Here is a 21,649-nt window from a genome sequence, read left to right as displayed (position 1 = left end):
ATGAGACCGCACACCCGCAACACCTAATCAGTACCGATGACATCAGCAAGGGAACTAGCCTTCAACATCCTGCAGCAGCTTGAGGCAGGCACTCGCCACTCCGACTCCCTTCTGCATGAACTGCTGGAGGCATCATCCCTGAAAGGGCCTGATCGGGCCCTCACTACTGCCCTCACCAGCGGTGTGCTCCGCCAGCGCCTCCAGCTCGACTTCATCATCTCGAAGTTCTACAGCCACGACATCAAAAAAGCCTCCCCCGCCGTCTTGAACATCCTCCGCCTCGGCGTGTGGCAGCTGCTCTTTCTCGACCGTGTGCCGCGCTGGGCCGCCGTCAACGAGTGTGTCCGCCTCGCCCGTCGCTACAAGGGCGATCGAATGTCGAAACTCACGAACGCCGTCCTGCGGAAAATCTCGCCCGAAACCATCGATTTCGACCTATGGCTCAAGGATGCCTCTTTATCCGAACGCCTGTCGGTGCTGCACTCCCATCCGGAGCCGCTCGTACGCCGATGGATCGGGAACTACGGAGAGCAGCAGGCGGAATCGATGCTTCGCTATGACAATGGGCACCCGCTCTTCGGCATCCGCCATAACCCGCTGAAAGGGACGGATGGCAAGGGTGCGGAGGGCGAAGAACCCGGATGGCAGGAGAGCGGAATCCCCGGCATCCGCCTTGCCGCTGATTTCCACCTGTTCGAGCCGCTCCTCAGGCAGGGACTTGCCTCCGTCCAGAACCCGACCCAGGCGCTTGCTGTCCTGCTTCTCGACCCCCGGCCCGACTGGAAGGTGCTAGACCTCTGCGCGGCTCCCGGCGGCAAGGCGGCACACGCAGCCGAACTGATGGGAAATCGGGGAGAAATCATCGCTCTTGACCGTTACCCGCAGAAAACCCTTCGCATCCAGGCCCTTGCCGATACGCTCGGGATGTCCATCATCGAGGCCCGGACCGGAGATGCCCGGGAGTTCACGCCCCCGTTCCAGCCGGACGCCATTCTCGTTGACGCTCCCTGCACCGGAAGCGGCGTGCTCGGACGGCGGTCGGAGCTGCGCTGGAAAACCGGTCCGGAAAAACTCCGGGAACTGAGCGGGCTCCAGGAGGAGATCCTCCGGCATGCCGCAGGACTGCTTGCGGAAGGGGGCCTGCTCCTCTACTCGACCTGCTCGGTGGAACCCGAAGAAAACCAGCTGCAGATAGAAGCATTCCTTCAGCAGCATCCGGCGTTCAGAATCGAACAGGCAACAGGAAAGGTTCCGGAACCATTCTGCCTTGAACGCACACCCGAAGGCGGGATTCTGACACTCCCGGGTGCGAGGCCCGGATTTGACGGAGGCTATGCCGTCCTCCTGCGGAAACAGGGAGGATAATGCCCATGGCGGAACTGGACACTGCCTACAGCCGGGTGCTTGAGGGGTTCCTCGACTATCTTTTCATTGAGAGAAACTTTTCCGGCAATACGAGGGAGTCCTACCGCAACGACCTCGTCCGCTACCTTCTTGCCATGCAGGAGGACGAGGTTTCGCTGGAGGCCATCACGGCGGAACGAATCGGCCACTTCATTCAGGAACTTCACCAGACCGGCCTGGAACCGAGTTCCATTGCACGGAACGTCTCGGCAATCCGTTCACTGCACCGCTTTCTCTTCAATGAACACCGCCTCGCATCCAACCCCGCAGAAACCCTCCACCAGCCGAAAAAAGCACACTACCTCCCCGCCGTCCTCACGCTCCAGGAAACCGAAAGGGTGCTGGAAGCGCCGATGCTCCAGTCCCCCCCCGGCCGCTTCGTGCTCCGCGACAGAGCAATCCTCGAGCTCCTCTACGCATCCGGCATCCGGGTCACAGAACTGGTGGAGATGACCCAGCAGAACCTCTATCTTGACGAACGCTTCATCAGGATTTTCGGCAAAGGCTCAAAAGAGCGCCTCGTGCCAATCGGAGACAGCGCCGCAGACTGGATACGACGCTACCGGGAGGAACTGCGCATGAAGCTCTCCAACCGAAACTCCCTTGACCACCTGTTCCTCAATGCCCGGGGAAGAAAACTCACCCGCATGGCGGTCTACAACATGGTCAAGGAGTACGCCCTCCTTGCAGGGATAGAAAAAAACATCAGCCCGCACACCTTCCGCCATACCTTTGCAACCCACCTGCTCGAAGGGGGTGCAGACCTGCGCGCCGTGCAGGAGATGCTCGGTCACAGCTCGATCGTCGCCACCCAGATCTACACCCATATCGACCGCACGTTCGTCAAGGAGGTGCACCGCACCTGCCATCCCAGGGGATAACGGGGTGAACGCACCATGCCCTGCCGGGAACCAATTCCGGAGGCAGGCAGGTTAGGGAAAAAATAAGGATTGAGAGGGTCGGCACTGAAGGAAAAAGCCGCACCAAAGCATGGCACGGCTTCTTGAATGCGTAGCTCAGCTGGTTAGAGCATCTGCCTTTTAAGCAGAGGGTCGCAGGTTCGAATCCTGCCGCATTCACCCTTTTGCCGCCTTATCGCAGTTTCGGATGAATCTCCTGCTCGATTTTGAGCGCCGTCAGGGTGAGGTTGACATCGAAAATAAAATATACCAGCGAGACTGAGAGCGAAGCCATGCAGAAAAAGAACAGCACGGCAATCAGGATCGTGGTATCGATATTGGCCAACACCGAATAGAACAGCAGCATGATCATCACCGAAGCCCCGAGGCAGGTCAGGGTGGAGAGCAGGATGGCCATTCTTATGAAGCGGGCACGTTTCCAGAGGATGTCGAGCTCGCGGTTGAGGGTATCGGCACTCCGCTCAACCGATGAGTCAAGGCCGGCAAGCAGCGCCCGCGAGCGGTCGATGATGCGCCCGAGGCGGTTCGTCATGGTCAGCAGCAGAAGGCCGATGCCGGAGATGAGGATGACAGGACCGATGGAGGTCTGAAGGATCGGGATAAACTCCCTGATTGATGAATCGGGCATTGTGTGGTTAATGGATTGCTGGAGAGAGTATCATGAACTGAAATCATATCTTTCGCCGGACCGGGGAATCGAGACCCTCACCTGCAGTCGTTCCTCGATTGAGTTCCTGAACGACTCCTTTACCGCCGGATCGCCATGCACTAAGAAAACACGCGGCGAGCTTTTGAACCCTGACAACCACCGCAACATATCCTCACGGTCCCCGTGGGCCGAGAGCCCCCCAACGGTATGCACAGCAGCCGCCACCGGGTATTGCCTGCCGTGGATCTCGATCACCTCTGCCCCCTCGACGATTTCGCGACCGAGCGTTCCCTCCGCCTGATACCCTGTAATGAGCAGATGACACTCGGGCCGCGAGATGTTGTGCTTCAGGTGGTGCAGGATTCTGCCTCCGTTGCACATCCCGCTGCCGGCGATGATGATGGCGCCGCTCCGTTCTTTGTTGATGGCCTGTGACTGCTCGACCTTCGGGGTAAAGTGGAGGTTTTTGAGGGTCGGCAGCAGTCGTTTGTCGTTCCTGGAGGCAAGCGCCTCCTGGTCAAACAGCTCGCTGTGCCCCCAGTAGATCATGCTTGCCTCGATGGCCATCGGGCTGTCGAGATAGACCTGCCAGCGCGCCATCCCCCACTCCTCATAATGTTGCGCAAAGAGGTAAAGAAGCTCCTGGCTGCGCCCTATCGAAAACGCAGGGATGAGAATGTTGCCAGAGCCCCGGGAGGCGCTGGTGAAAATTTCGTCGAGCTCCTGAAGGGTCCGGTCATAATCCCGGTGGAGCCTGTCCCCGTAAGTACTTTCGATGATGACGGCGTCAGCATCCGTAACCTCCTCCGGATCGTTCAGAATGGGACTGCCGTACTGACCGAGATCCCCGCTGAACACCAGCTTTCTGGAAACGCCTTTTTCAGTGAGCCAAAGCTCCACGACCGCCGAGCCGAGGATATGGCCGGCATCGCGGAAACAGGCATCCAGGCCGGGCACGACCGGGAATCGATGAGCGTATGCAACCGGCTTGAAGGAATTGAGTGCACGGACAGCATCCTCCCGGGTGTAGAGCGGTTCGGCGTGCCGGTCGGAGGCTTTACGCGGATGTTTCTGTCGATAGAGGGCATCGCGCAGGGAAAGTGATGCACTGTCGAGCAGAAGAACGCGGGCAAGGTCCGCCGTTGCTTCCACGGTGAACACCGGGCCGCTGAACCCACGCTTCACTAAAAGGGGAATGCGGCCGGAGTGGTCGATATGTCCGTGGCTGAGGATCATGGCATCGACCCTCTCCGGGTCGAAGGCGAAGGACTCCCGGTTCAGCGCCTCCTCGACATCCGACCCCTGGATGAGGCCGCAGTCAAGAAGGACGGTGAACCGACCAACCCTGAGAATATGGCATGAGCCGGTGACCCGCTCAGTCGCTCCGTAGAACTCGATTTCCATGTAAGGCTATATTCCCCTGTTCAACCGTTTAGACGCAGAGCCGCCGTACCGGGCTGAGGAATTCAGCCCTTGCGCTTCTTTTTCGGTCCTGTGAAAAAGCCACCATCCTTTCCGGCAGGCCGTGCCGGCCGTTTCGAACTCTTGCCGCCGTAAGGAGATCCACCACCCTGGCCGCCTTCCATTTTCGACACCCTGAGCTGGCGACCGCAGACACGGACCTTGCGAAGTTCCTGGAATATATCGTTGGGCATGCCTGCCGGGAGCTCGACGGTCGAGAACGCATCGGAAATGGAGATGCGCCCGATCGCTTCAGGATCGAGACCGATCTCGTTGATGATGGCGCCGAGGATGTTGCCGGCCTGGACACCGTGCTCACTGCCAACCTCGATACGGTATACCTCGCGCCTCTCGTCGCCGTACTGATCGTCGCGGCGGGGCTTTTTGCGGAACGGAGCCTCATCGGAAGGACGGTCCCGCTCTTCACGGCGCACCTGTTTTTCCGGCTTTGCCGTGAAGAGAAGCGGAGTGTCGCCCTGCACCATAGAAGCAAGTGCGGCAGCAGCCTCAAGTTCCGACACATCATGTTCGTGGCAGTACTGCTCGATGAGGCGGGTAAAGAATCCAAGGTCTTCGGCGGCAACGGTATCGCTGATGCGCTGCTTGAACTTTGCGATGCGCTTGTCATTGATGATCTCCGTCGAGGGAAGCTCCATCAGCTCGATCCGCTTGCGGGTAGCTTTTTCAATGGCGTAGAGCATGTTCTTCTCCCTCGGGGCGACAAAGAGGATTGCCTCGCCGCTCCTGCCGGCACGACCGGTGCGGCCGATGCGGTGCACGTAGGACTCGGTGTCGTAGGGAACGTCGTAATTGATGACATGGCTGATGCGCTCCACGTCAAGGCCTCTGGCCGCCACGTCAGTGGCAATTACAATGTTCAGCGACCCGTCTTTCAGCTGGTCGATGGTGCGTTCGCGCTGGTTCTGCACCATGTCGCCGTTGAGGGCGGCGGCGGCATAGCCGCGGGCCTGGAGTTTTTCAGCAAGTTCCAGGGTCATCGTCTTCGTCCGGACGAAAATAATCATGCCCTCGAACGGCTCCACTTCGAGAATGCGGGTCAGAATATCGAGCTTATGGCTGCCGCCGACTATCCAATAGCGCTGGCGGATGGTTTCAACGGTGGTCGTCTTGCCCTCGATGGTCACTTCAGCGGGGCTGTTCAGATATTTCTGGGCGATGCGGCGGATCGGGGCCGGCATTGTTGCAGAGAAAAGTGCGACCTGGCGCTCTTTGGGAGTCTCGCCAAGGATCCACTCCACATCGTCAATGAAACCCATGCGGAGCATTTCATCGGCCTCGTCAAGTACGAGGCACTTCAGGGAATCAAGGTTCAGCGACCCTCTGCGCATATGGTCCATGACACGGCCGGGGGTACCGACGACGACATGTACGCCGCGCTTGAGCATACGGAGCTGTCCGCCGTAATCCTGACCGCCGTAAATGGGCAGCACATGGAACCCCTTCAGGTATTCGGCATACTTATGAAAGGCCTCGGCAACCTGGATGGCCAGTTCGCGGGTCGGAGCGAGCACCAGCACCTGGGGATCCGTCTGGGAAAGGTCGATGCCCGAAAGAATGGGAAGGGCGAATGCCGCTGTTTTGCCGGTACCGGTCTGTGCCTGTCCAAGGACGTCGCGTCCTTCAAGCATCAGCGGTATGGTACGGGCCTGTATCGGTGTGGGAGTTTCATAACCGACTTGCTGCAATGCCCGCATAATGGGCTCGCTAAGACTGAGGTCGGTAAAAGTCCTGATGGGTTCTGATGTCTCTCGACTCATGCTGTGATGTCCTGTGTGGTAAATTGTTTGCAATACCTCTTTTGGGTCCATTGAGGTGTGGCAACAATGCAGGAAAGCACTGAAATGAAGGAAGAAGTCTCACCCCCTGCAGTACGGGCTGCATCCGGGGCCACAATCATCGTAATAACTGAAGCACACGACACCTACTCTTTCTCGGCATATCCACCACGCGGTCAATGCGATGCAATACTACGAATTAAATCTACCATTACCGCATAGTATTTCATACCCCTCTATCTACTTTTTTCTTAAGTTGGAGAATGAAACACCCTCACCCCCCGAACATTGCCCCCCGCCGAACCCTTTGCGCCACATGAAACTGAGCCCTGTATCCCTCTACACCCGCCTGGTACCCGCCGCCGCTGCCGTTCTGGAAGCGGCCGGACGCTTCAGCCCCAAACTCCGGGAGTTCTTCGCTGCCCGCCGGAGCGTGTTCCGGGAGCTTGAGGAAAAGAGCCGGAACGTGGCGGAGGGAAGAGCCCGCCTCTGGGTCCACGCCGCTTCGGTCGGGGAGTTCGAGCAGGCGCGCCCGCTCATCAGCCTTTTGAAAGAGAGTGTCCCGGATCTGGCAGTGTTTGTCTCTTTCCTCTCCGACTCCGGCTATAATGCCCGCAAAGACTACCCCGATGCCGACGCCGTCTTCTACCTCCCGCTCGATACGCCGGCCAATGCCCGGAAAACAACATCGATTGTCCGGCCGGACCTGTTCATGCTCATGCGCTATGACTTCTGGCCATGCCACCTTCTGGAACTGAAACGTCACGGCGCAGGTATGATCCTCGCCGCCGCAGTGCTGCAGGAAGGTTCACCCTACTTCAATCCGCTCCTGAAGGCTTTCTACCGACCGCTCTTTCAACTCTTCGATCATATCTTCACCGTTGCTGAAAAAGATGCCCGGGCGTTCAGGAATGTATTCGGATGCAGGGCAGCCGAACGAGCCGGCGAGCCGAGAATCGACCAGGTCATCCATCGCAGCCGGAACGGTGAAATGGTTCGGCACATCGCACCGTTCTTCAGGGATCGCTCGGTACTTGTGGCAGGCAGCGTATGGGAAAAAGATGAAGAAGTGCTGCTTACGGCATGGATGAAACTTTCCAACAGGCCATCACTGGTGCTCGTCCCCCATAAGGTCGGTATTGAGAACATCCTCCGCATCGGCCGTGAACTGGAACGGCTGCAGATAGGATGGAAAAAGGTCTCGCAGCTTGGGGCGTCATTGGGGGCGTCATTGGAGGCGCCATTGGAGGCGCCATTCGATGCCTCCAGGGATGTGCTCGTCATCGATCAAACCGGCTATCTGGCGGAACTGTACACCATCGCATCCATGGCCTATGTCGGCGGCGGATTCGGCGTCAACGTGCACAACACCCTCGAACCGGCCGTTTACGGGATCCCGGTCATCTTCGGTCCGCATCACCATAACTCACCGGAAGCCGAAGGACTGCTTGAAGCGGGCGGAGCTTACACCATCCGGAACAGTGAGGAGCTCGGCGCCGTCCTCCGAAGGCTCGTCGATGGAACAGGTGAAATGCAGAAAGCGGGAAAAGCGGCATACGGGTTCATCCACAGCCAGTCGGGAGCCGCCTCACAGATTGCGGCCGCGGCCCGGGAAATACTTACCCAAGGCAGGCCTCAGAGGCCAACATCGAAAAATAATTCTTGAGCGACTGGTGACGCTGAAGCCCAAGCTTTTTGTGGAGGCGATAGCGGATGTTCTCCATCCCGCGGAGCGAAACCCCTGCCGAGCGGGCAATATCCCTCGTCGCATAGTTCAGTTTGATGAAGAGGCTCAGCCGCCGCTCTCGCTCACTCAAGCCGGGATGTCGATCCCTCAGCGCTTCAAGAAAACAGGTGTCCGCATCGGTCAGCTCGGTGCTGATTTCCATTTCGGCGTTTTCCCGCTTCGAAAGTTTTCTGCAGAGGCTTGAGATGGTCTCACGCAGCTCCGGGGCGGCATCGACCCGGTCGATCTCCTGGCAGAGCTTTGCAAGTGAAGTGATTTTCATGTCGAACATCCTGGCCACACCCGCGAGTTCATTCTCCTTTGCTGTCATGATCGAGCGCAGTCTGGACAGCTCCGCATCATACTGTTCCATTCCCCTACGGTTCTGATCCTGCCGGAGGTTGATCTGGATCCTGCACTCCTCCTCACGCCGCCGGTATTCATCGCGCAGCTGCCGAAGCTTCTCCTGATGCTGCTCTTCACGAATCATGAGGTCCTTTCGCATCTCTTCAAGCGCCGTAAAAAGCACCCGGAATTCGTTGCCCTCAGGTGGTGCTTCAACCGGCTGGTCAAGCATATCGAGCCAGGTGAGGCGGGATACCGCAGCAAAAAAACGGCACACAATGTCCTCCATCGAATCCGCAACGGGCGGTTCGGGAAGCTCTGAAGAACCAAACTGCCGTTTGTGGTCGGCGATATAGTCCATCGCCTCCCGATAGCTGCCGACAATGAGCGCCTCGGAACGGGCAGGACAGAGCGCGCCGAGGCCGAGCATGTGAGCCGTGATTTCAGGGCGTACATTATAGACAACAAGCACGGCGATCCACGGTCCCCAGTTGTAGAACAGGTTGCCATAGTCCCTCTTATAGCTCAGACGGACCTCATTGATCGGGCCATAGTCGATCACCACAAAAACCTTGCGGTCTTTGAGATGCATTTCCTCGCATATGGACTGGAACAGGTCTGCGTCGATGTAATCCAGGTAGGTCGGCTTTTCACCGACAACCCGCGCATGAATGATGTCGGGACCGATGACCTCGAAAAAAACCCGGTATCCGGGCTCCGGATGCTCAGCCTGCCACCTGGGGTTCTCAGTAACGGGAAGCTTCGTGACGGGACACCGTTTCATGGACATAGGGGAGAAGGTGTAAAATTATAAAGATAAAATATATGTTCTGCAGCTGAGAACAAAACATCGCAGCGAGCTATTGTTTCCATTATTAAATAAGAATTGCTCTTTATGAAAAGTTTCGCTACCTTAATAGTAACATAGATTTTATCCTGTTTCTACAACGAGGACAAATAATGATGAACCAAGCCACAGAGAGCTCAATGACAGAAGAGTTCATGCTGCGATGCAGGGCACACGGGCTGAAAATCACCCCTCAGCGTCTTGCAATATTCAAAGCGCTGGCAGGCTCGAAAGAACACCCGTCGGCAGACGGAGTCTATAGAAAACTCATAGCCCAGAACCCCACGATCTCTTTTGATACCGTGAACAGGACACTGCTTACCTTTGCCGAAATCGGCATCATCGAAACCGTGGAATCCCACTCAGGCGTCCGGCGATTTGACACAGACCTCATGAGCCACCATCACCTCCACTGCGTGCAGTGCGGTAAAATCATTGACTTCACCGATGAAACGCTGGACAAGGTGCCCGTGCCGGAGAAAGCCATCGGCAACTTCACCGTACTCGGCAAGCGCATGGTGGTCAGCGGAATCTGCGAGAGCTGCAGGAAGAAACATGCATGAACAGTCTTCCTCTCCCCTCAATAAACAACCTGCACTGAAACTCAGGCAACAAAAAGCCTCCGGACTTCCGGAGGCTTTTTGCATTGCTGCTGAGCAATTGATGCACGAAGAAAGGCACGAAGAAAGGCACGAAGAAAGCCCCCGATAGAGGCTTTTAACGGCCATTCTTCTGCGTTCAGGCTACCTGCACGTAGACTTCAGCCTTGACGTTGCAGATCGGGCATTTTTCCGGAGGGGTCACAAGCTCGATGTGCCCGCAGACAGGGCAGAGCCACACAGCGGTCTCGACGATATCGTGTCCGTTCTTCACAGACTCGAGCGCATGGCGGTAGAGCGCTGCATGCACCTTTTCGGCCTCAACGGCGAAACCGAACATGCGCTTGGCCTTGTGATTCTCGCTAACGGCCTGCTCATACATCGGCGGATACATCTCATTGTGCTCATAGGTCTCTCCACCGATGGCGGTTTCAAGGTTCTCGGCAGTCGAACCGACGGCGTCGTCGGCCATGAGGTGGGCTTCGGCATGGATCCTCTCGGCTTCTGCCGTGGTCCTGAACAGCTTGGCGATGTTCTTGAATCCATCCTTTTCGGCCTTCTTGGCAAAGGTGACATATTTCATGAACGCCTGGCTCTCTCCGCCAAACGCGCTCTTGAGGTTTTCATGGGTCGTGGGCATACAGGTCAATCTCCTTCTTTCAGTTTGATTCAGATGAGTTGCAATACTTCATTTCCTGAGGAACAGCCCCAGATCCTCGAGCAGCGACTGGAGGTCCTCCTCGTGCTCAACCTCGTCCTGCATGATCTGCACGGCAAGGTTGTAGGTGATCGGATCTTTCATGCCGATCTCCTCAATAATGCTGTGGTAGGTCGAAATGGCACACTGCTCTCCTGAAATATTCTGCTCCAGGATGTTCCTGACAAACGGGTTGTCGGGGGCATCGTAGCCGCAGTTGGTCCATTCGAACCAGAGCTTCGGGCTTACCAGCGGCTTTCCGCCGAGCTGGATGATTCTTGTAGTGACCATATCAGCATGGCGAAGTTCATCGGCTGCATGCTGCAGCAGCTCTGCCATGACGGCATCCTTCATCGGGCCTTCGACGATTTTCGCGCCGATCCAGTACTGATAATAAGCAAGCCACTCATCGGCAAAAGCCTTGTTGAGCAGTTCAAGCACGCGGTCAATATGCTCGCCGACAATTTCACGTCCTCTTGTTCCCATAGTGCAGTTCTCCTCGTTGGGGGTGTTGGTTTTTGTTCGGGTACCGCAATAAGAAACAATTTTCTACAGAAAAAAACACTTTCATTCCACAAAAAAACCCGGGGCGCCCTCACGGGGCGCCTCAGGGAAGGGGCAAAGAGACGGGTTATTTCTCCATAGCCTTGTGGCAGAACCACCAGTCATAGCACTCGTACTGGCTCGGGCGCTTTTTGGCGTCGGCAACGTTGTTGGCCGGAGGAATGATGACACGGTCCTTCAGCATGGTGTTGTTCGGCCAGTCTGCAGGCATTGCAACCTTGTGCTTGTCGGAATACTGCAGCGCGGTCACGGCGCGAAGGATTTCATCCATGTTACGACCGATTTCCTGCGGATAGTAAAGCACGAGGCGCACTTTTCCCTGAGGGTCACCGACGAAGACGGCACGAACGGTGTTGGAGCCCTTGCCGGGGTGCAGCATGCCGAGCTTGTTTGCGATCCGGTCATTGGCTGCGACGATCGGGAAGGTGATCTCCACATTGAGCTTCTCCTCGATCCACTCGACCCACTTGATATGCGAAAATACCTGGTCGACGCTCATGCCGATCAGCTTGCAGCCGATTTTATCGAACTCCGGTACCCTCTCCTGGAATGCAATGAACTCTGTGGTGCAGACCGGGGTGTAATCTGCAGGGTGGCTGAAGAGCACGAACCAGGAGCCCTTCAGGTCCCCGGGAATGTTCATCGGACCGTGCGTGGTCTGTACATCAAGCTCAGGAAACTCGTCACCGAGCAACGGCATGGAAATATCGTAGTACAGTTCTTCTTCAGGATGCTGAGACATGGTATGTTCTCCTTGTTGAGGTTTTATTGATTGGTTTGTTGCAGAAAAAAAATGTTCAAGTCAACTACTGAAATCAATATACGATACTCCGGCAAATAATCAATAATAAATATTAAATAGGAATAATTATTTATTAAAAAACCCACCGGGACCGATCCACGGCACATCGCCCCCATATCTTTTTAAGCGCTTTATGTATATTGACTGCAATTCAGGGACATCAACACGAAAACCGTACCGAAACACTTACCGTCATGCTGGCACGAATCCAGACCCTCTACCTTTTTCTCGTCGCGCTTCTCGCCTGCGGCAGCATGCTTTTCCCGTTCTGGGGCTTCAGTGCTCTGGAGTATTTTCCAATTGGCGACTTCACCCCGTTCGAGGGGGCCGGCATACTCTTCACCGCAGGTACCCTCACCTCCGGCATCTTATCACCTCTCACCGCCATTGCATCCCTGGCAGCGATATTCCTCTACAAGCAACGCGCGCTCCAGCAGAAGGTGATTGCACTCGGCGTCATTCTCTTTGTCGGCGACCTGCTCTCAGCCCTCACGGCAGCACACTTCATGAACCAGTACTTCCTCGCCGGCGGGGCAAGCTTCATACACGGACCTGAAACCGGGTTCTTTATGATCCTCCCGGAGCCAGTCCTCTTATGGCTCGCCATGAAAGGGGTGCAGAAGGATGAAAAAATCGCCAACGCATACAAGCGACTCTAAACAATGCGAATCGTTTTCTCGCTCGGCGATCCCCACGGCATCGGCCCGGAAATCATTCTGAAAGGGTTCCTTGAACTCCAGAAGAGCGGGCACCGGTTCGCCGTTGCAGGCTCATACCGGGTTCTCGAACACTACCGCCAGACACTCGGCCTCCCGATAGAGCTGGAGCGGGTTGAAGACGCCCGGGCGCTTGAGCACCTGCCCTCATGCAGCTGCGGGGTCCTCCCGGTGCTGAGTGTTGCCGAACCCCTCTCGATAGAGCCCGGGACCCTCACGGCTGAAGCAGGAAGCATCGCAATGCAGTCCGTCAAGGTTGCCGCGGAACTCTGCCGGAACGGGCAGTTCGACGCACTTGTCACAGCCCCCCTTCACAAGGAGTCGCTCGCCCTTGCCGGCTGCCCTGACTCAGGACACACCGGCATGCTCGGAAGGATGTTCAGTGTCCCCTCCCCCATCATGCTTTTTGCCGACAGGGTATCCGGCCTGAAGGTGGCGCTCCTTACCATCCATGAACCTCTTGAACGCGTTCCTCAGCTTGTCAGAAACACGGATATCGATCTGTTTCTCCTCCGCCTCTCAGCATGCATCGAAACAGATTTCGGCATAGAGCACCCCTCCATTGCTGTCCTCGGCCTCAACCCTCACGCCTCCGATGGAGGTGTCATGGGCTGCGAAGAGGAGGAGCTGATCCGCCCCGCAATCCTGCGGCTGCAGCAGAGGATGCACCTTGAGGGACCTTTTCCGGCTGACGGGTTTTTCGGAGCCCGGATGCAGAGCCGCTTTGACGTCGTTCTGGCCATGTACCATGACCAGGGGCTGCTCCCCTTCAAGGTACTCGCCTTCCACAGCGGAGTCAACGTAACCCTCGGCCTGCCGATCGTACGCACATCTCCCGACCACGGCACGGGATTCGACAGAGCGGGCAAAGGCACGGCTTCGGCCGAAAGCCTGCACGAAGCCGCACTTCTTGCCGCTACCATTGCTGAAAACAGGAAAAAGAAAACAGGATTGTCCCTATGATTTCATTCGTCAATCTGGATATCGAGCTCAACAGAAAACCGGTATTCTCAAACCTCAACCTGACCATCCAGCCGGGTGAGCTGGTCTTTGTGGCAGGTAAAAGCGGAAGCGGAAAGTCGACACTCCTGAAAACGATGTATATGGAGATCAAGCCGATAAAAGGAGAACTCATCATTGCCGGCTACAACTCCAGAACCATCAGAAAACGGGAGATCCCGCTTCTGAGGCGTAAACTCGGCATCGTCTTTCAGGACTTCAGGCTGCTTGAAGACCGGAGCGTATACGACAACCTCGCGTTCGTTTTGAAGGTGACCGGCACGAAGGAAAAACTGATCCGGGAAAAGGTGATGCACGCGCTTGAAAGCGTCGGCCTCTCGGATGCCGCCCGGGAGCTTCCGCTTCGTCTATCAGGCGGCGAGCAGCAGCGGGTCTCGATTGCACGCGCCCTGGTCCGGGAACCCCTGGTGATCCTTGCCGACGAACCGACAGGAAACCTTGACCCCGACACCTCGCTTGAAATCCTCGAGTACCTGAAAAAGATCAACCAGAAAGGCATCATCGTCGTCATCGGTACCCACGACTATGAACTCATCCGCCACTCCCCCTCTCGAACCCTCCTGATACAGGACCGCGGACTTCTCGAAGCATCAATCGAGGAACGCACGACCGGATACAGGCCCGTCCCGGCATAACGGGCGAAAGGGTTCGTTCCCCCCGGAACCCTCAACAGACACCAGCTAAAAAGCCCCCATATGCAGAATGCATATGAGGGCTTCAAGCTATGTCGCCATAATGCCGCAACCCTCTCAGGAGCAACCGGTCGTCATGCCGCAGTCTTCGCAGACTTTGCAGGTTCCGTTCTGCTTTACGCGCATGGATCCGCAGTTCTCGCACTGCTCGCCCGTGTAACCCTGCACCTTTGCCTGCATGACCTGGCTCTTGAGCGTGCTGGAGTACTCAGACCCCGCATGATGGGCGCCAGAGGCTGCCTCGGCTTCCAGAGCGCTCAGTGGCGAGGCGTGCCCGTTGCTCTTCTTTGCTTCCGCGCCATGTTCGGGGACTTCATCTACTGCTTTCACATGGACGAAGTCCTTGCGTCCGAGGTAGTCGTACCCGATTGAGCGGAACACGTAGTCGAGAATCGAGGTCGAGTTCTTGATGGCATTGTGCCCCTGAACGGCACCGGCCGGTTCGAAGCGGGTGAAGGTGAAGCTGTCGACCAGCTCCTCGAGAGGCATGCCGTACTGCAGGGCCTTTGAGGCTAGCACGGCGAAACAGTTGAGCAGACCCTTGAAGGATGCACCCTCCTTGTACATGTCGATGAAGATCTCGCCAAGCGCACCATCCTCGTATTCGCCGGTACGGAGGAACACCTTATGGCCGCCGACGTATGCTTCGCGGATGAAGCCTTTCCTGCGCTTCGGCAGAACGCGGCGCTCGCTGCGGTGATAGACCCGCTCGATGATCCGCTCCTGGACTTCGCGCGGCCCTTTCGTCTCATCAAGATCCTCCTCGTTGCCGAGCATGATGACCTCGTCCAGATCCTGGTAACTTGAAATATTGAGCGGCTGGGAGAGCTTAGACCCGTCACGATAGACGGTGATGGCCTTCACCATGTGCTGCCAGCCGGACAGGTATACCTCACCGATTTCAGCGGTGGTGGCGGTGGCCGGCATATTGACTGTCTTGGAGATCGCGCCGGAAATGAAGGGCTGGACCGACGACATCATACGCACATGGGCCATGTGATTGATGAAACGGAGCCCCTTCTGCCCGCAGCGGCTGGCGCAGTCGAACACCGGCAGGTGCTCCAGCTTGAGGTGCGGCGCACCCTCGATCGTCATGGTGCCGCAGATGAAGTCATTGGCCGCTTCGGCGTCCTCGGCGCTTGCGCCAAGAGCCTGAAGCATGTCGAAGCCGGGATCGTTCAGCTGGGCTTCCGTGAAGCCGAGCGACTGACAGAATTCCTCTCCGAGAATCCACTTGTTGAATGCGAACCGGATGTCGAATACCGCAGCAAGGTTCGACTCGAGCAGGGCGATTTTCTCTTCGGTGAAGCCCCGCTTGACGAGCCACTGGCGGTTGATCGACGGGCACCCGTCAAGCGAACCGCTTCCCTTGCAGTACTTTTCGATTTCGTCGATCTCCTTGGCGCTGTAGCCGAGACGGCCAAGGGCCTTGTGCACCGACTGGTTGACGATCTTGAAATAGCCGCCGCCTGCGAGTTTCTTGAACTTGACGATTGCGAACTCAGGCTCGATGCCGGTAGTGTCACAGTCCATGACGAGGCCGATCGTGCCGGTCGGAGCGATGACGCTGACCTGGGCATTGCGGAACCCGTACTTCTTTCCCTTCTGCAGCGCTTCGTCCCAAACACTGCCGGCTGCGTCGAAGAGCTCTTTCGGGCAGTACTCGGAATCGATTCCGCGCGGCTTGACCGACAGTTCCTCATACTCCTCCTCCGACTCGTTGCGGGCTGCACGGCGATGGTTGCGGATGACGCGGAGCATCTCCTTCGAGTTCGTCTGGTAACCGTCGAAGGGACCGAGGTCGCGGGAGATCTCTGCTGAGGTGACATAGGCCTGGCCGGTGATGATGGCCGAAATGGCACCGGCAAGCGCAAGCGCTTTCGGGGAGTCGTAGGGGATGCCGAGCACCATCAGGACGGTGCCGAGATTGGCGAACCCGAGACCGAGGGTGCGGTACTCATAGCTGAGACGCGCAATTTCCGGCGAGGGGAAGTGGGCCATGAGAACCGAGATCTCGAGCACGACGGTCCAGAGTGCCGCGGCGTGCCGGAGTTCGTTGATCTTGACATGCCCGGACTCTTCGTCGATAAAGTGGATCAGGTTAAGGCTGGCGAGATTGCAGGCCGTATTGTCGAGGAACATGTACTCGCTGCAATTATGAACACCGATGCCGTTGGCAATAAAGTGCTGGTTCTCAGGCTCAGTAAGATCGAAAACCGGCTGCCGGCCGATACTCCTCAGTGATGCCACCCTGTCGACCAACGGGTCAGGATAGGTGTCGACCGTCATGTTCAGACGTGCGAGCGCTTCAGCCTTCCGGCTCTCCTCCATGAATCCGATGGACTCCTGAAAAAGAACCCTGGAGCTGCGGCTGATGCGCAGGCTGTGCATCTCCTGCACCGTATATTCCCTCATGCCGCCCTTGCCGTCCGGAAGCATAGAGACAAGGTCCCCGGCCCGGCGATTCTCGTAGATTCTGGCCTTGATGCCGAAATTCAGGAGCAGCAGCTGTACCTGCAGAAGCAGGTCGAGCGAGGTGGAATCGAGCGCGACATACCGGGATTTGACGCCATAGTTGGCAACCGTACCGTCGGCAGTGAAAAGTCCACGGAGCAAAGCCGCCTGTTCAGCCTGCTGAAGACGGAACACCGCATCGGGAAACATTTTCTTTTCGCTTCCACCATCGAGAACCGCATAACGCTCAAGCAGATTGAGAATTCCGGGACTGCCGACAGCGACGCGGGACGAGGTGAGGGTCTGGGTGAGGGATCCCTGCTTATTGTGCCCGCCAAGCTCCGGACGAAGATCGTTAATGAGCGTATTTGCCCATCCGGCAATCTCCGCTTCAGCCTTGTCCATGGCAAGAAAATCAACACTGCCTTGCTCTTTGGAAGCCGTGAGTTCAGCATTCCGGGTAATACAGCCATCCCCGACAAGCAGACCGATCAGCTGGGCAACATCGACAGAGCCTGTCGATTCTTTACCAAACTCTGCCCCGACAAGTCGGACCACATCGTCCTTGGAGAGTTCACAGGCCTTGACATCACCGCGATTTTCAGTATAAACGGGATGATCTCCGGTGAGTTTCAGGCGATATCCGGCTTTCGTCCGGAGCTCGTATACTTCTTTCGTGCCGGTCGGGAAAATCTTTTCAACCCAGTGCAGCTTGCCCTCAATACCCCTAATACCTCTCGACTGTCCGACAAGTTCCCCGATACGCTCAAGTCCCCGGTCTGTGGCGACCAGTGTCTCTGCAGTCACACAGGGGTTACTCGCATTGATCCTGCCGGCTGCCGGGCAGGTGTGCCATTCGTTGATGGTGGTGTCGAACTGAAGGCCAGGATCGGCGCACTTCCATGCGCTCAAGAGAATCTTTTCCCAGAGTTCACGGGCGTTGACCGCACGGGCGGTCCTGCCGGTGGTGCGCTCCTTCAGCATCCAGAGTTCGTTGTTCTCGACCGCCTTCATGAAGGCGTTCGTCACCCTGACAGTGTTGTTCGAGTTCTGTCCGCCGACAGTCTGGTAGGCTTCCGATTCGTAATGCGTGTCGTACTCTTCAAAATCAAGCGTCGTATAGCCCTGCTCGACAAGTGCAAGCACACGGATGATGTAGCTCATCGGCACGGCACGGTGCAGGGCGTTCTCGATCAGGCGCTGGAGTTTAGGGTTCTCAAGCCTGTCGGCTCCATTCAGGATGGCCTCTTCGACAATGGCCTGCAGGAAGCGGGAACATATTCTGGAGCCGGCAACGAGCGAGGCGACCTTATCCTCTTCACGGGCCTTCCACTCAATGAATTTCTCGACATCCGGATGGTCGATATCGATGATGACCATCTTCGCCGCCCGGCGTGTGGTTCCGCCCGACTTGATGGCGCCGGCAGCAGAATCGAAAATCTTGAGGAAGCTCATGAGGCCCGACGAGCTGCCGCCGCCGCTGAGCTTTTCGCCCGAAGAGCGGAGGTTGGAATAGTTGGTGCCCGAGCCGCTTCCGAACTTGAAGACCCGGGCCTCGCGTACCGCAAGGTCGAAGATGCCGCCTTCATTGACCAGATCATCATTGACGGACTGGATGAAACAGGCGTGCGCCTGCGGACGGGTGTATGCGTCCAGGGACTCGACCACCTTCTTCGTGGCAGGATCGACATGGTAGTGTCCCTGAGCAGGACCGGTGATGCCGTAAGCAAAATTCAGTCCGGTATTGAACCACTGGGGGGAGTTTGGAGCACCCTGCTGCGCAATGAGCATGTAGGCGACCTCATCGTAAAACGCCTCAGCGTCCTCAGGAGTATCGAAATATCCGTGTTTTTCACCCCACTCCCGCCAGCATCCGGCAAGGCGGTGTACGACCTGGCGGATGGAGTGCTCACTGCCGGTGACCGGGCGTCCCTCTTCATCAAGCACGGGATTTCCGTTCTCATCAACCTGCGGAATGCCCGTCTTGCGGAAATATTTCTGGGCAAGGATGTCGGCCGCCATCTGCGACCAGTGCTTCGGGACCTCAAGTTCATTCATCTCGAACACTTTGGAGCCGTCGGGGTTCCTGAGGACCGAAGACTTCCGGGTATATTCGAACCGGTCATAGACGTTTTCACCGGGAGATGTGAAGAGGCGGGAGATTTTCATGGAAGCGCTCCGGGATCAGAGTTTGAGGGAAACTTAAAATATTCTTTTAAAATAGCTTACATACAATACCAAACCATATCGCAAACCGGGTGCAATACGTGTTTCATGCCGGAAAGAAAGAATATAACATAAATCAGAAAGTTGACACGGGCCCCGAAACGGGGATTATGGACAGCTGCCGGGCCTTCATCCCGAAGCCTTCTGGGCAGCGTCTTTCCGGCAGGTTTCCTGACTTTCGATGGCATTGCAGCCTGCCCCGGAGGGCCGGCAATCATTGTGCTCAAGTCCTTCCCACGCCATCCCTGCGGAAGTATTGCGGTTGGCGAAGTGGACTTGATGCATACCATCAGAAAACATCGGCAGAGCTGCCTTGTTTACTGACGGCGAACCATCATACAGTTGCGGGCACAGTGTACGGTTTTCGCGTACTTCCCTATTATCCGGACCACTGGGGCGTCCGGCACCGGAAAGAAAAAAGAACAGGCTCAAGTTTAAGTATTTTTTACATCATTCGCAACCCGCCGAAACCAAAGGAGCCAACGTACTTTCAGGGGGATCAAGGACGGGGCATCCTGCATAAATGAGGATAGCCTTCAGGAGCGAGGCGGAGTGCACCGCCTGCCCGAGAGCCTCTGTCCTGGTCATATTGCGGCCCTCTCGCTGCATCCGGAGGGCGAGCTGGCGGGAGAGTTCGGCGATGCGGGCGATTTCAGAAGCAAGCTCATCCTCGTTCCCGATGCGTATGGGGTAGATGCGGCTCCGGAGAAGGGCGGCATCCCGGAACACGCTCTCTTCGATGACGCCATCATTGGCATGGTGGCGTGCACGGTTGAAGTCATCGTAGGCTACGTTGTGAAGGGGCATCGAAAGGTCGCCGGCATAGTGGGCGGCGTAGACCATCGGGTAGTCCGCGAACTTTCCTCTGGCCCGAAGCGCCAGGTACTCCTGAACCGAAGCCACGATGGCTCCGTAGAGGTGCCCATCCGGATCATCGGCACGGTCATGGCGGCCGGCCTGCCGCTGCACCATCTCCCGGGTGACCTCTATGTTTTCAGGGTTATGGAAGTAATGGTTCTTCCCTTCATAGGCACCGCAGGGATACTTCGACTTTGCAACGTCGGGAGCCGCAGCGCTGTACCAGCGTTCAAACCCTGCCGCCCATGCAATGGCCACATGGGTCCGGTCATGCCAGCCAAAGGCCTCTCTGGGAGAAAGCAGCAAGGGAACAGTCAGTATGAGTGCCAGTACGGACGACAGGAATGTATGCATGCGACTCTTTCTGGAGGTGACGCCCCTTTTCCGCCGCCGGCTCAGGCGGACATGTCGAGCATCCTGCGGATCGGCTTCAGGGCGGCAAGCCGCAGGGGTTCCGGAACGGTTATTTCTGGTGAACGATTCAGCATGCAGCTGTAGAGCTTTTCGAGTGTGTTCTGCTTCATCTGGGTACAGACGCTCCTGGGATTCGTCATGTCACGGGGAGCGGGAATGAAGATTTTATGTGGCGATCGGCGCTGCATTTCGTAGAGGATACCGGGCTCGGTGGCTACGATGAAGGCTTCGGACGGACTTTTCAGGGTGTATTCGAGCAGCGCCTGGGTCGAGCCGACGAACGATGCGAGCTCCAGCACCTCACGGCGGCACTCCGGATGCGCAATGAGCTCAGCGCCGGGATGCTCCCTCAGCGCCGTCTTCATCATCTCCGCCCTATAGGCATCATGAACATAGCAGAACCCCTGCCAGAGGATGATGTCGCGACCAAGCTGGCGGGCGATGTAATCGCCGAGGTTCCTGTCGGGTCCGAATATGATCGGCTGGTCCGGGGGAATCTGGCGGACGATTGAAAGGGCGTTCGACGAGGTGCAGGTGATGTCGGACTGGGCCTTTGTTGCAGCGGTGGAGTTGATGTAGGTGATGGCGATGGCCCCGGGATGGCGGCGGCGGAACTCCGCAAAATCCTCCTCCGGACAGCTGTCGGCAAGAGGGCATCCCGCATTGCGGTCCGGCATCAGCACCATCCTCGAGGGGTTGAGTATCTTTGCCGTCTCGCCCATAAAATAGACACCGGCAAAGACGATCACATCGGCATCGACCGTTTCGGCCGCACGGGCAAGGGCGAGGCTGTCGCCTACGATGTCAGCGACAGCCTGTACTTCGGGAAGGGTGTAGTAATGGGCCAGAATGACCGCATGCATCTCTTTTTTCAGTTCCCTGACGCGCCCCTGCAGCTCGGTTATGGACAGCGCTTCAGGCTGGCTGCCGACATTGGCTGTTTTCATGTCATTTCAGATAGTATTCAAGATTGTCATCCTCCCGGACAAGGAGCAGGATGGCTGAATTGGGAACAATGAGAAAGCGCTCACCATCGTACTCGATCTCATGGGCGCTGGCCTGCAGGAAAATGGCAAGATCCCCGACACGGGCCTGGAGGGGGATGTACTGGGGCGTGGAGACGCTCTCCTTCCAGGGCTCATCCACTGAAGGCGGAGCTACGGGATATCCCGGTCCCGCCTTGAGGATGTAGCCGCTCTGGATCTTCTCTTTCTCCTGGACGCCGGGCGGGAGATAAATGCCCGATTTCGTCTGTTCCTCAAGGGATTTAGGTTTGACGAGGACCCTATCGCCGACAACGACAAATTTACTTATATTCATGTTCCCGAACCGGTCAAGCTGATTACCCCTGAGTTGCTGCGGGCCATTGTCCCCGCCTCCTGAGGAAGAGTGAAAATGTAAAAAAATTCCGTGTCCGGCAAATCCGGCGGACCACCGGCATGAATCGGATCCGGCGGCC

General features: G+C 57.1%; 18 protein-coding genes, 1 tRNA gene and 1 riboswitch. Of the genes, 8 read left to right on the top strand and 11 right to left on the bottom strand.

The window, feature by feature from the left end:
* The first annotated feature begins 36 nt into the window (after positions 1-36).
* From rsmB to A3K90_RS07630, 3 genes are all read left to right on the top strand, one after another.
* Complete coding sequence (gene rsmB, locus A3K90_RS07640; RefSeq protein ID WP_303682002.1) at positions 37-1,365, top strand: 16S rRNA (cytosine(967)-C(5))-methyltransferase RsmB; 1,329 nt, start codon at positions 37-39, stop codon at positions 1,363-1,365.
* Entirely contained in the window at positions 1,365-2,285 is a 921-nt protein-coding gene (gene xerD, locus A3K90_RS07635) for a site-specific tyrosine recombinase XerD (protein WP_303682001.1), read from the top strand. The genes rsmB and xerD overlap by 1 nt, the downstream gene beginning before the upstream one ends.
* Positions 2,286-2,409: 124 nt before the next feature.
* Positions 2,410-2,483 (top strand) — tRNA-Lys (locus A3K90_RS07630).
* Between the two features lie 13 nt (positions 2,484-2,496).
* Here the strand turns inward: A3K90_RS07630 and A3K90_RS07625 are convergent.
* The 3 genes from A3K90_RS07625 to A3K90_RS07615 form a co-directional block, all read right to left on the bottom strand.
* On the bottom strand, positions 2,497-2,952 hold the full coding sequence (locus A3K90_RS07625; protein ID WP_011357347.1) for a DUF2721 domain-containing protein: 456 nt from the start codon (positions 2,950-2,952) through the stop codon (positions 2,497-2,499).
* Between the two features lie 30 nt (positions 2,953-2,982).
* A complete protein-coding gene (locus A3K90_RS07620) occupies positions 2,983-4,377 on the bottom strand; it encodes an MBL fold metallo-hydrolase RNA specificity domain-containing protein (protein WP_303682000.1) in 1,395 nt (464 codons plus the stop codon).
* 62 nt (positions 4,378-4,439) lie between these two features.
* On the bottom strand, positions 4,440-6,212 hold the full coding sequence (locus tag A3K90_RS07615) for a DEAD/DEAH box helicase (RefSeq protein ID WP_303681999.1): 1,773 nt from the start codon (positions 6,210-6,212) through the stop codon (positions 4,440-4,442).
* Between the two features lie 334 nt (positions 6,213-6,546).
* On the opposite strand from A3K90_RS07615, the gene A3K90_RS07610 reads away from it, so the two are divergent.
* The gene (locus A3K90_RS07610; RefSeq protein ID WP_303681998.1) at positions 6,547-7,896 is read left to right on the top strand and encodes a 3-deoxy-D-manno-octulosonic acid transferase; all 1,350 of its coding nucleotides are present in this window, start codon (positions 6,547-6,549) and stop codon (positions 7,894-7,896) included.
* On the opposite strand, the gene A3K90_RS07605 is transcribed toward A3K90_RS07610, so the two are convergent.
* Positions 7,850-9,091, bottom strand: a complete 1,242-nt coding sequence (locus A3K90_RS07605; protein ID WP_303681997.1) for a LuxR family transcriptional regulator — start codon at positions 9,089-9,091, stop codon at positions 7,850-7,852. The two genes, A3K90_RS07610 and A3K90_RS07605, sit on opposite strands and share 47 nt — an antisense overlap.
* Positions 9,092-9,261: 170 nt before the next feature.
* Between A3K90_RS07605 and A3K90_RS07600 the strand changes: the two genes are divergently transcribed.
* On the top strand, positions 9,262-9,711 hold the full coding sequence (locus A3K90_RS07600; protein WP_303681996.1) for a Fur family transcriptional regulator: 450 nt from the start codon (positions 9,262-9,264) through the stop codon (positions 9,709-9,711).
* Between the two features lie 175 nt (positions 9,712-9,886).
* Here A3K90_RS07600 and A3K90_RS07595 read toward each other — a convergent pair whose 3' ends face one another.
* The 3 genes from A3K90_RS07595 to A3K90_RS07585 form a co-directional block, all read right to left on the bottom strand.
* A complete protein-coding gene (locus A3K90_RS07595; RefSeq protein WP_303681995.1) occupies positions 9,887-10,387 on the bottom strand; it encodes a rubrerythrin family protein in 501 nt (166 codons plus the stop codon).
* A 48-nt stretch (positions 10,388-10,435) separates the two neighbouring features.
* Positions 10,436-10,930 (bottom strand): ferritin-like domain-containing protein, encoded by a 495-nt coding sequence (locus A3K90_RS07590; protein WP_303681994.1) that lies wholly within the window; start codon positions 10,928-10,930, stop codon positions 10,436-10,438.
* A 145-nt stretch (positions 10,931-11,075) separates the two neighbouring features.
* Positions 11,076-11,750 (bottom strand): peroxiredoxin, encoded by a 675-nt coding sequence (locus A3K90_RS07585; RefSeq protein WP_303681992.1) that lies wholly within the window; start codon positions 11,748-11,750, stop codon positions 11,076-11,078.
* A gap of 254 nt (positions 11,751-12,004) precedes the next feature.
* Between A3K90_RS07585 and A3K90_RS07580 the strand changes: the two genes are divergently transcribed.
* The 3 genes from A3K90_RS07580 to A3K90_RS07570 are packed head-to-tail and all read left to right on the top strand — an operon-like array spanning position 12,005 to position 14,181.
* On the top strand, positions 12,005-12,469 hold the full coding sequence (locus tag A3K90_RS07580; protein ID WP_303681991.1) for a DUF4293 domain-containing protein: 465 nt from the start codon (positions 12,005-12,007) through the stop codon (positions 12,467-12,469).
* 3 nt (positions 12,470-12,472) lie between these two features.
* Positions 12,473-13,489, top strand: coding sequence for a 4-hydroxythreonine-4-phosphate dehydrogenase PdxA (gene pdxA, locus A3K90_RS07575; RefSeq protein ID WP_303681990.1), 1,017 nt, complete (start codon positions 12,473-12,475; stop codon positions 13,487-13,489).
* A complete protein-coding gene (locus A3K90_RS07570) occupies positions 13,486-14,181 on the top strand; it encodes a cell division ATP-binding protein FtsE (RefSeq protein ID WP_303681989.1) in 696 nt (231 codons plus the stop codon). The genes pdxA and A3K90_RS07570 overlap by 4 nt, the downstream gene beginning before the upstream one ends.
* A 114-nt stretch (positions 14,182-14,295) precedes the next feature.
* Here the strand turns inward: A3K90_RS07570 and A3K90_RS07565 are convergent, their stop codons facing one another.
* The 4 genes from A3K90_RS07565 to A3K90_RS07550 all read right to left on the bottom strand — a co-directional run bounded on the left by A3K90_RS07565 (position 14,296) and on the right by A3K90_RS07550 (position 21,510).
* Positions 14,296-18,861, bottom strand: a complete 4,566-nt coding sequence (locus A3K90_RS07565; protein ID WP_303681988.1) for an LAGLIDADG family homing endonuclease — start codon at positions 18,859-18,861, stop codon at positions 14,296-14,298.
* Between the two features lie 200 nt (positions 18,862-19,061).
* A riboswitch (cobalamin riboswitch) is annotated at positions 19,062-19,344 on the bottom strand.
* A 24-nt stretch (positions 19,345-19,368) separates the two neighbouring features.
* Positions 19,369-20,130: a hypothetical protein gene (locus A3K90_RS07560; protein WP_303681987.1), complete on the bottom strand. Its 762-nt coding sequence runs from the start codon at positions 20,128-20,130 to the stop codon at positions 19,369-19,371.
* Positions 20,131-20,171: 41 nt separating this feature from the next.
* The gene (gene nadA, locus A3K90_RS07555; RefSeq protein ID WP_303681986.1) at positions 20,172-21,137 is read right to left on the bottom strand and encodes a quinolinate synthase NadA; all 966 of its coding nucleotides are present in this window, start codon (positions 21,135-21,137) and stop codon (positions 20,172-20,174) included.
* A 1-nt stretch (position 21,138) separates the two neighbouring features.
* Positions 21,139-21,510: a co-chaperone GroES family protein gene (locus A3K90_RS07550; protein ID WP_303681985.1), complete on the bottom strand. Its 372-nt coding sequence runs from the start codon at positions 21,508-21,510 to the stop codon at positions 21,139-21,141.
* Positions 21,511-21,649 lie beyond the last annotated feature (139 nt).

Source organism: Pelodictyon luteolum, from assembly GCF_001622165.1.
Lineage (GTDB): Bacteria > Bacteroidota > Chlorobiia > Chlorobiales > Chlorobiaceae > Chlorobium > Chlorobium luteolum_B.
Note: the sequence above shows the minus strand (reverse complement) of the source record. Positions and strands in the feature narration are given on the sequence as shown.

What these genes read in the sequence shown, in the direction of transcription:
- A3K90_RS07620 (WP_303682000.1), bottom strand. Translation starts at nt 4,377, where the DNA reads ATGGAAATCGAGTTCTACGGAGCGACTGAGCGGGTCACCGGCTCATGC.
- A3K90_RS07565 (WP_303681988.1), bottom strand. Translation starts at nt 18,861, where the DNA reads ATGAAAATCTCCCGCCTCTTCACATCTCCCGGTGAAAACGTCTATGAC.
- A3K90_RS07585 (WP_303681992.1), bottom strand. Translation starts at nt 11,750, where the DNA reads ATGTCTCAGCATCCTGAAGAAGAACTGTACTACGATATTTCCATGCCG.
- A3K90_RS07570 (WP_303681989.1), top strand. Translation starts at nt 13,486, where the DNA reads ATGATTTCATTCGTCAATCTGGATATCGAGCTCAACAGAAAACCGGTA.
- A3K90_RS07610 (WP_303681998.1), top strand. Translation starts at nt 6,547, where the DNA reads ATGAAACTGAGCCCTGTATCCCTCTACACCCGCCTGGTACCCGCCGCC.
- A3K90_RS07615 (WP_303681999.1), bottom strand. Translation starts at nt 6,212, where the DNA reads ATGAGTCGAGAGACATCAGAACCCATCAGGACTTTTACCGACCTCAGT.
- A3K90_RS07595 (WP_303681995.1), bottom strand. Translation starts at nt 10,387, where the DNA reads ATGCCCACGACCCATGAAAACCTCAAGAGCGCGTTTGGCGGAGAGAGC.
- A3K90_RS07560 (WP_303681987.1), bottom strand. Translation starts at nt 20,130, where the DNA reads ATGCATACATTCCTGTCGTCCGTACTGGCACTCATACTGACTGTTCCC.
- nadA (WP_303681986.1), bottom strand. Translation starts at nt 21,137, where the DNA reads ATGAAAACAGCCAATGTCGGCAGCCAGCCTGAAGCGCTGTCCATAACC.
- rsmB (WP_303682002.1), top strand. Translation starts at nt 37, where the DNA reads ATGACATCAGCAAGGGAACTAGCCTTCAACATCCTGCAGCAGCTTGAG.
- A3K90_RS07590 (WP_303681994.1), bottom strand. Translation starts at nt 10,930, where the DNA reads ATGGGAACAAGAGGACGTGAAATTGTCGGCGAGCATATTGACCGCGTG.
- A3K90_RS07580 (WP_303681991.1), top strand. Translation starts at nt 12,005, where the DNA reads ATGCTGGCACGAATCCAGACCCTCTACCTTTTTCTCGTCGCGCTTCTC.
- A3K90_RS07600 (WP_303681996.1), top strand. Translation starts at nt 9,262, where the DNA reads ATGATGAACCAAGCCACAGAGAGCTCAATGACAGAAGAGTTCATGCTG.
- A3K90_RS07550 (WP_303681985.1), bottom strand. Translation starts at nt 21,510, where the DNA reads ATGAATATAAGTAAATTTGTCGTTGTCGGCGATAGGGTCCTCGTCAAA.
- A3K90_RS07625 (WP_011357347.1), bottom strand. Translation starts at nt 2,952, where the DNA reads ATGCCCGATTCATCAATCAGGGAGTTTATCCCGATCCTTCAGACCTCC.
- pdxA (WP_303681990.1), top strand. Translation starts at nt 12,473, where the DNA reads ATGCGAATCGTTTTCTCGCTCGGCGATCCCCACGGCATCGGCCCGGAA.
- xerD (WP_303682001.1), top strand. Translation starts at nt 1,365, where the DNA reads ATGCCCATGGCGGAACTGGACACTGCCTACAGCCGGGTGCTTGAGGGG.
- A3K90_RS07605 (WP_303681997.1), bottom strand. Translation starts at nt 9,091, where the DNA reads ATGTCCATGAAACGGTGTCCCGTCACGAAGCTTCCCGTTACTGAGAAC.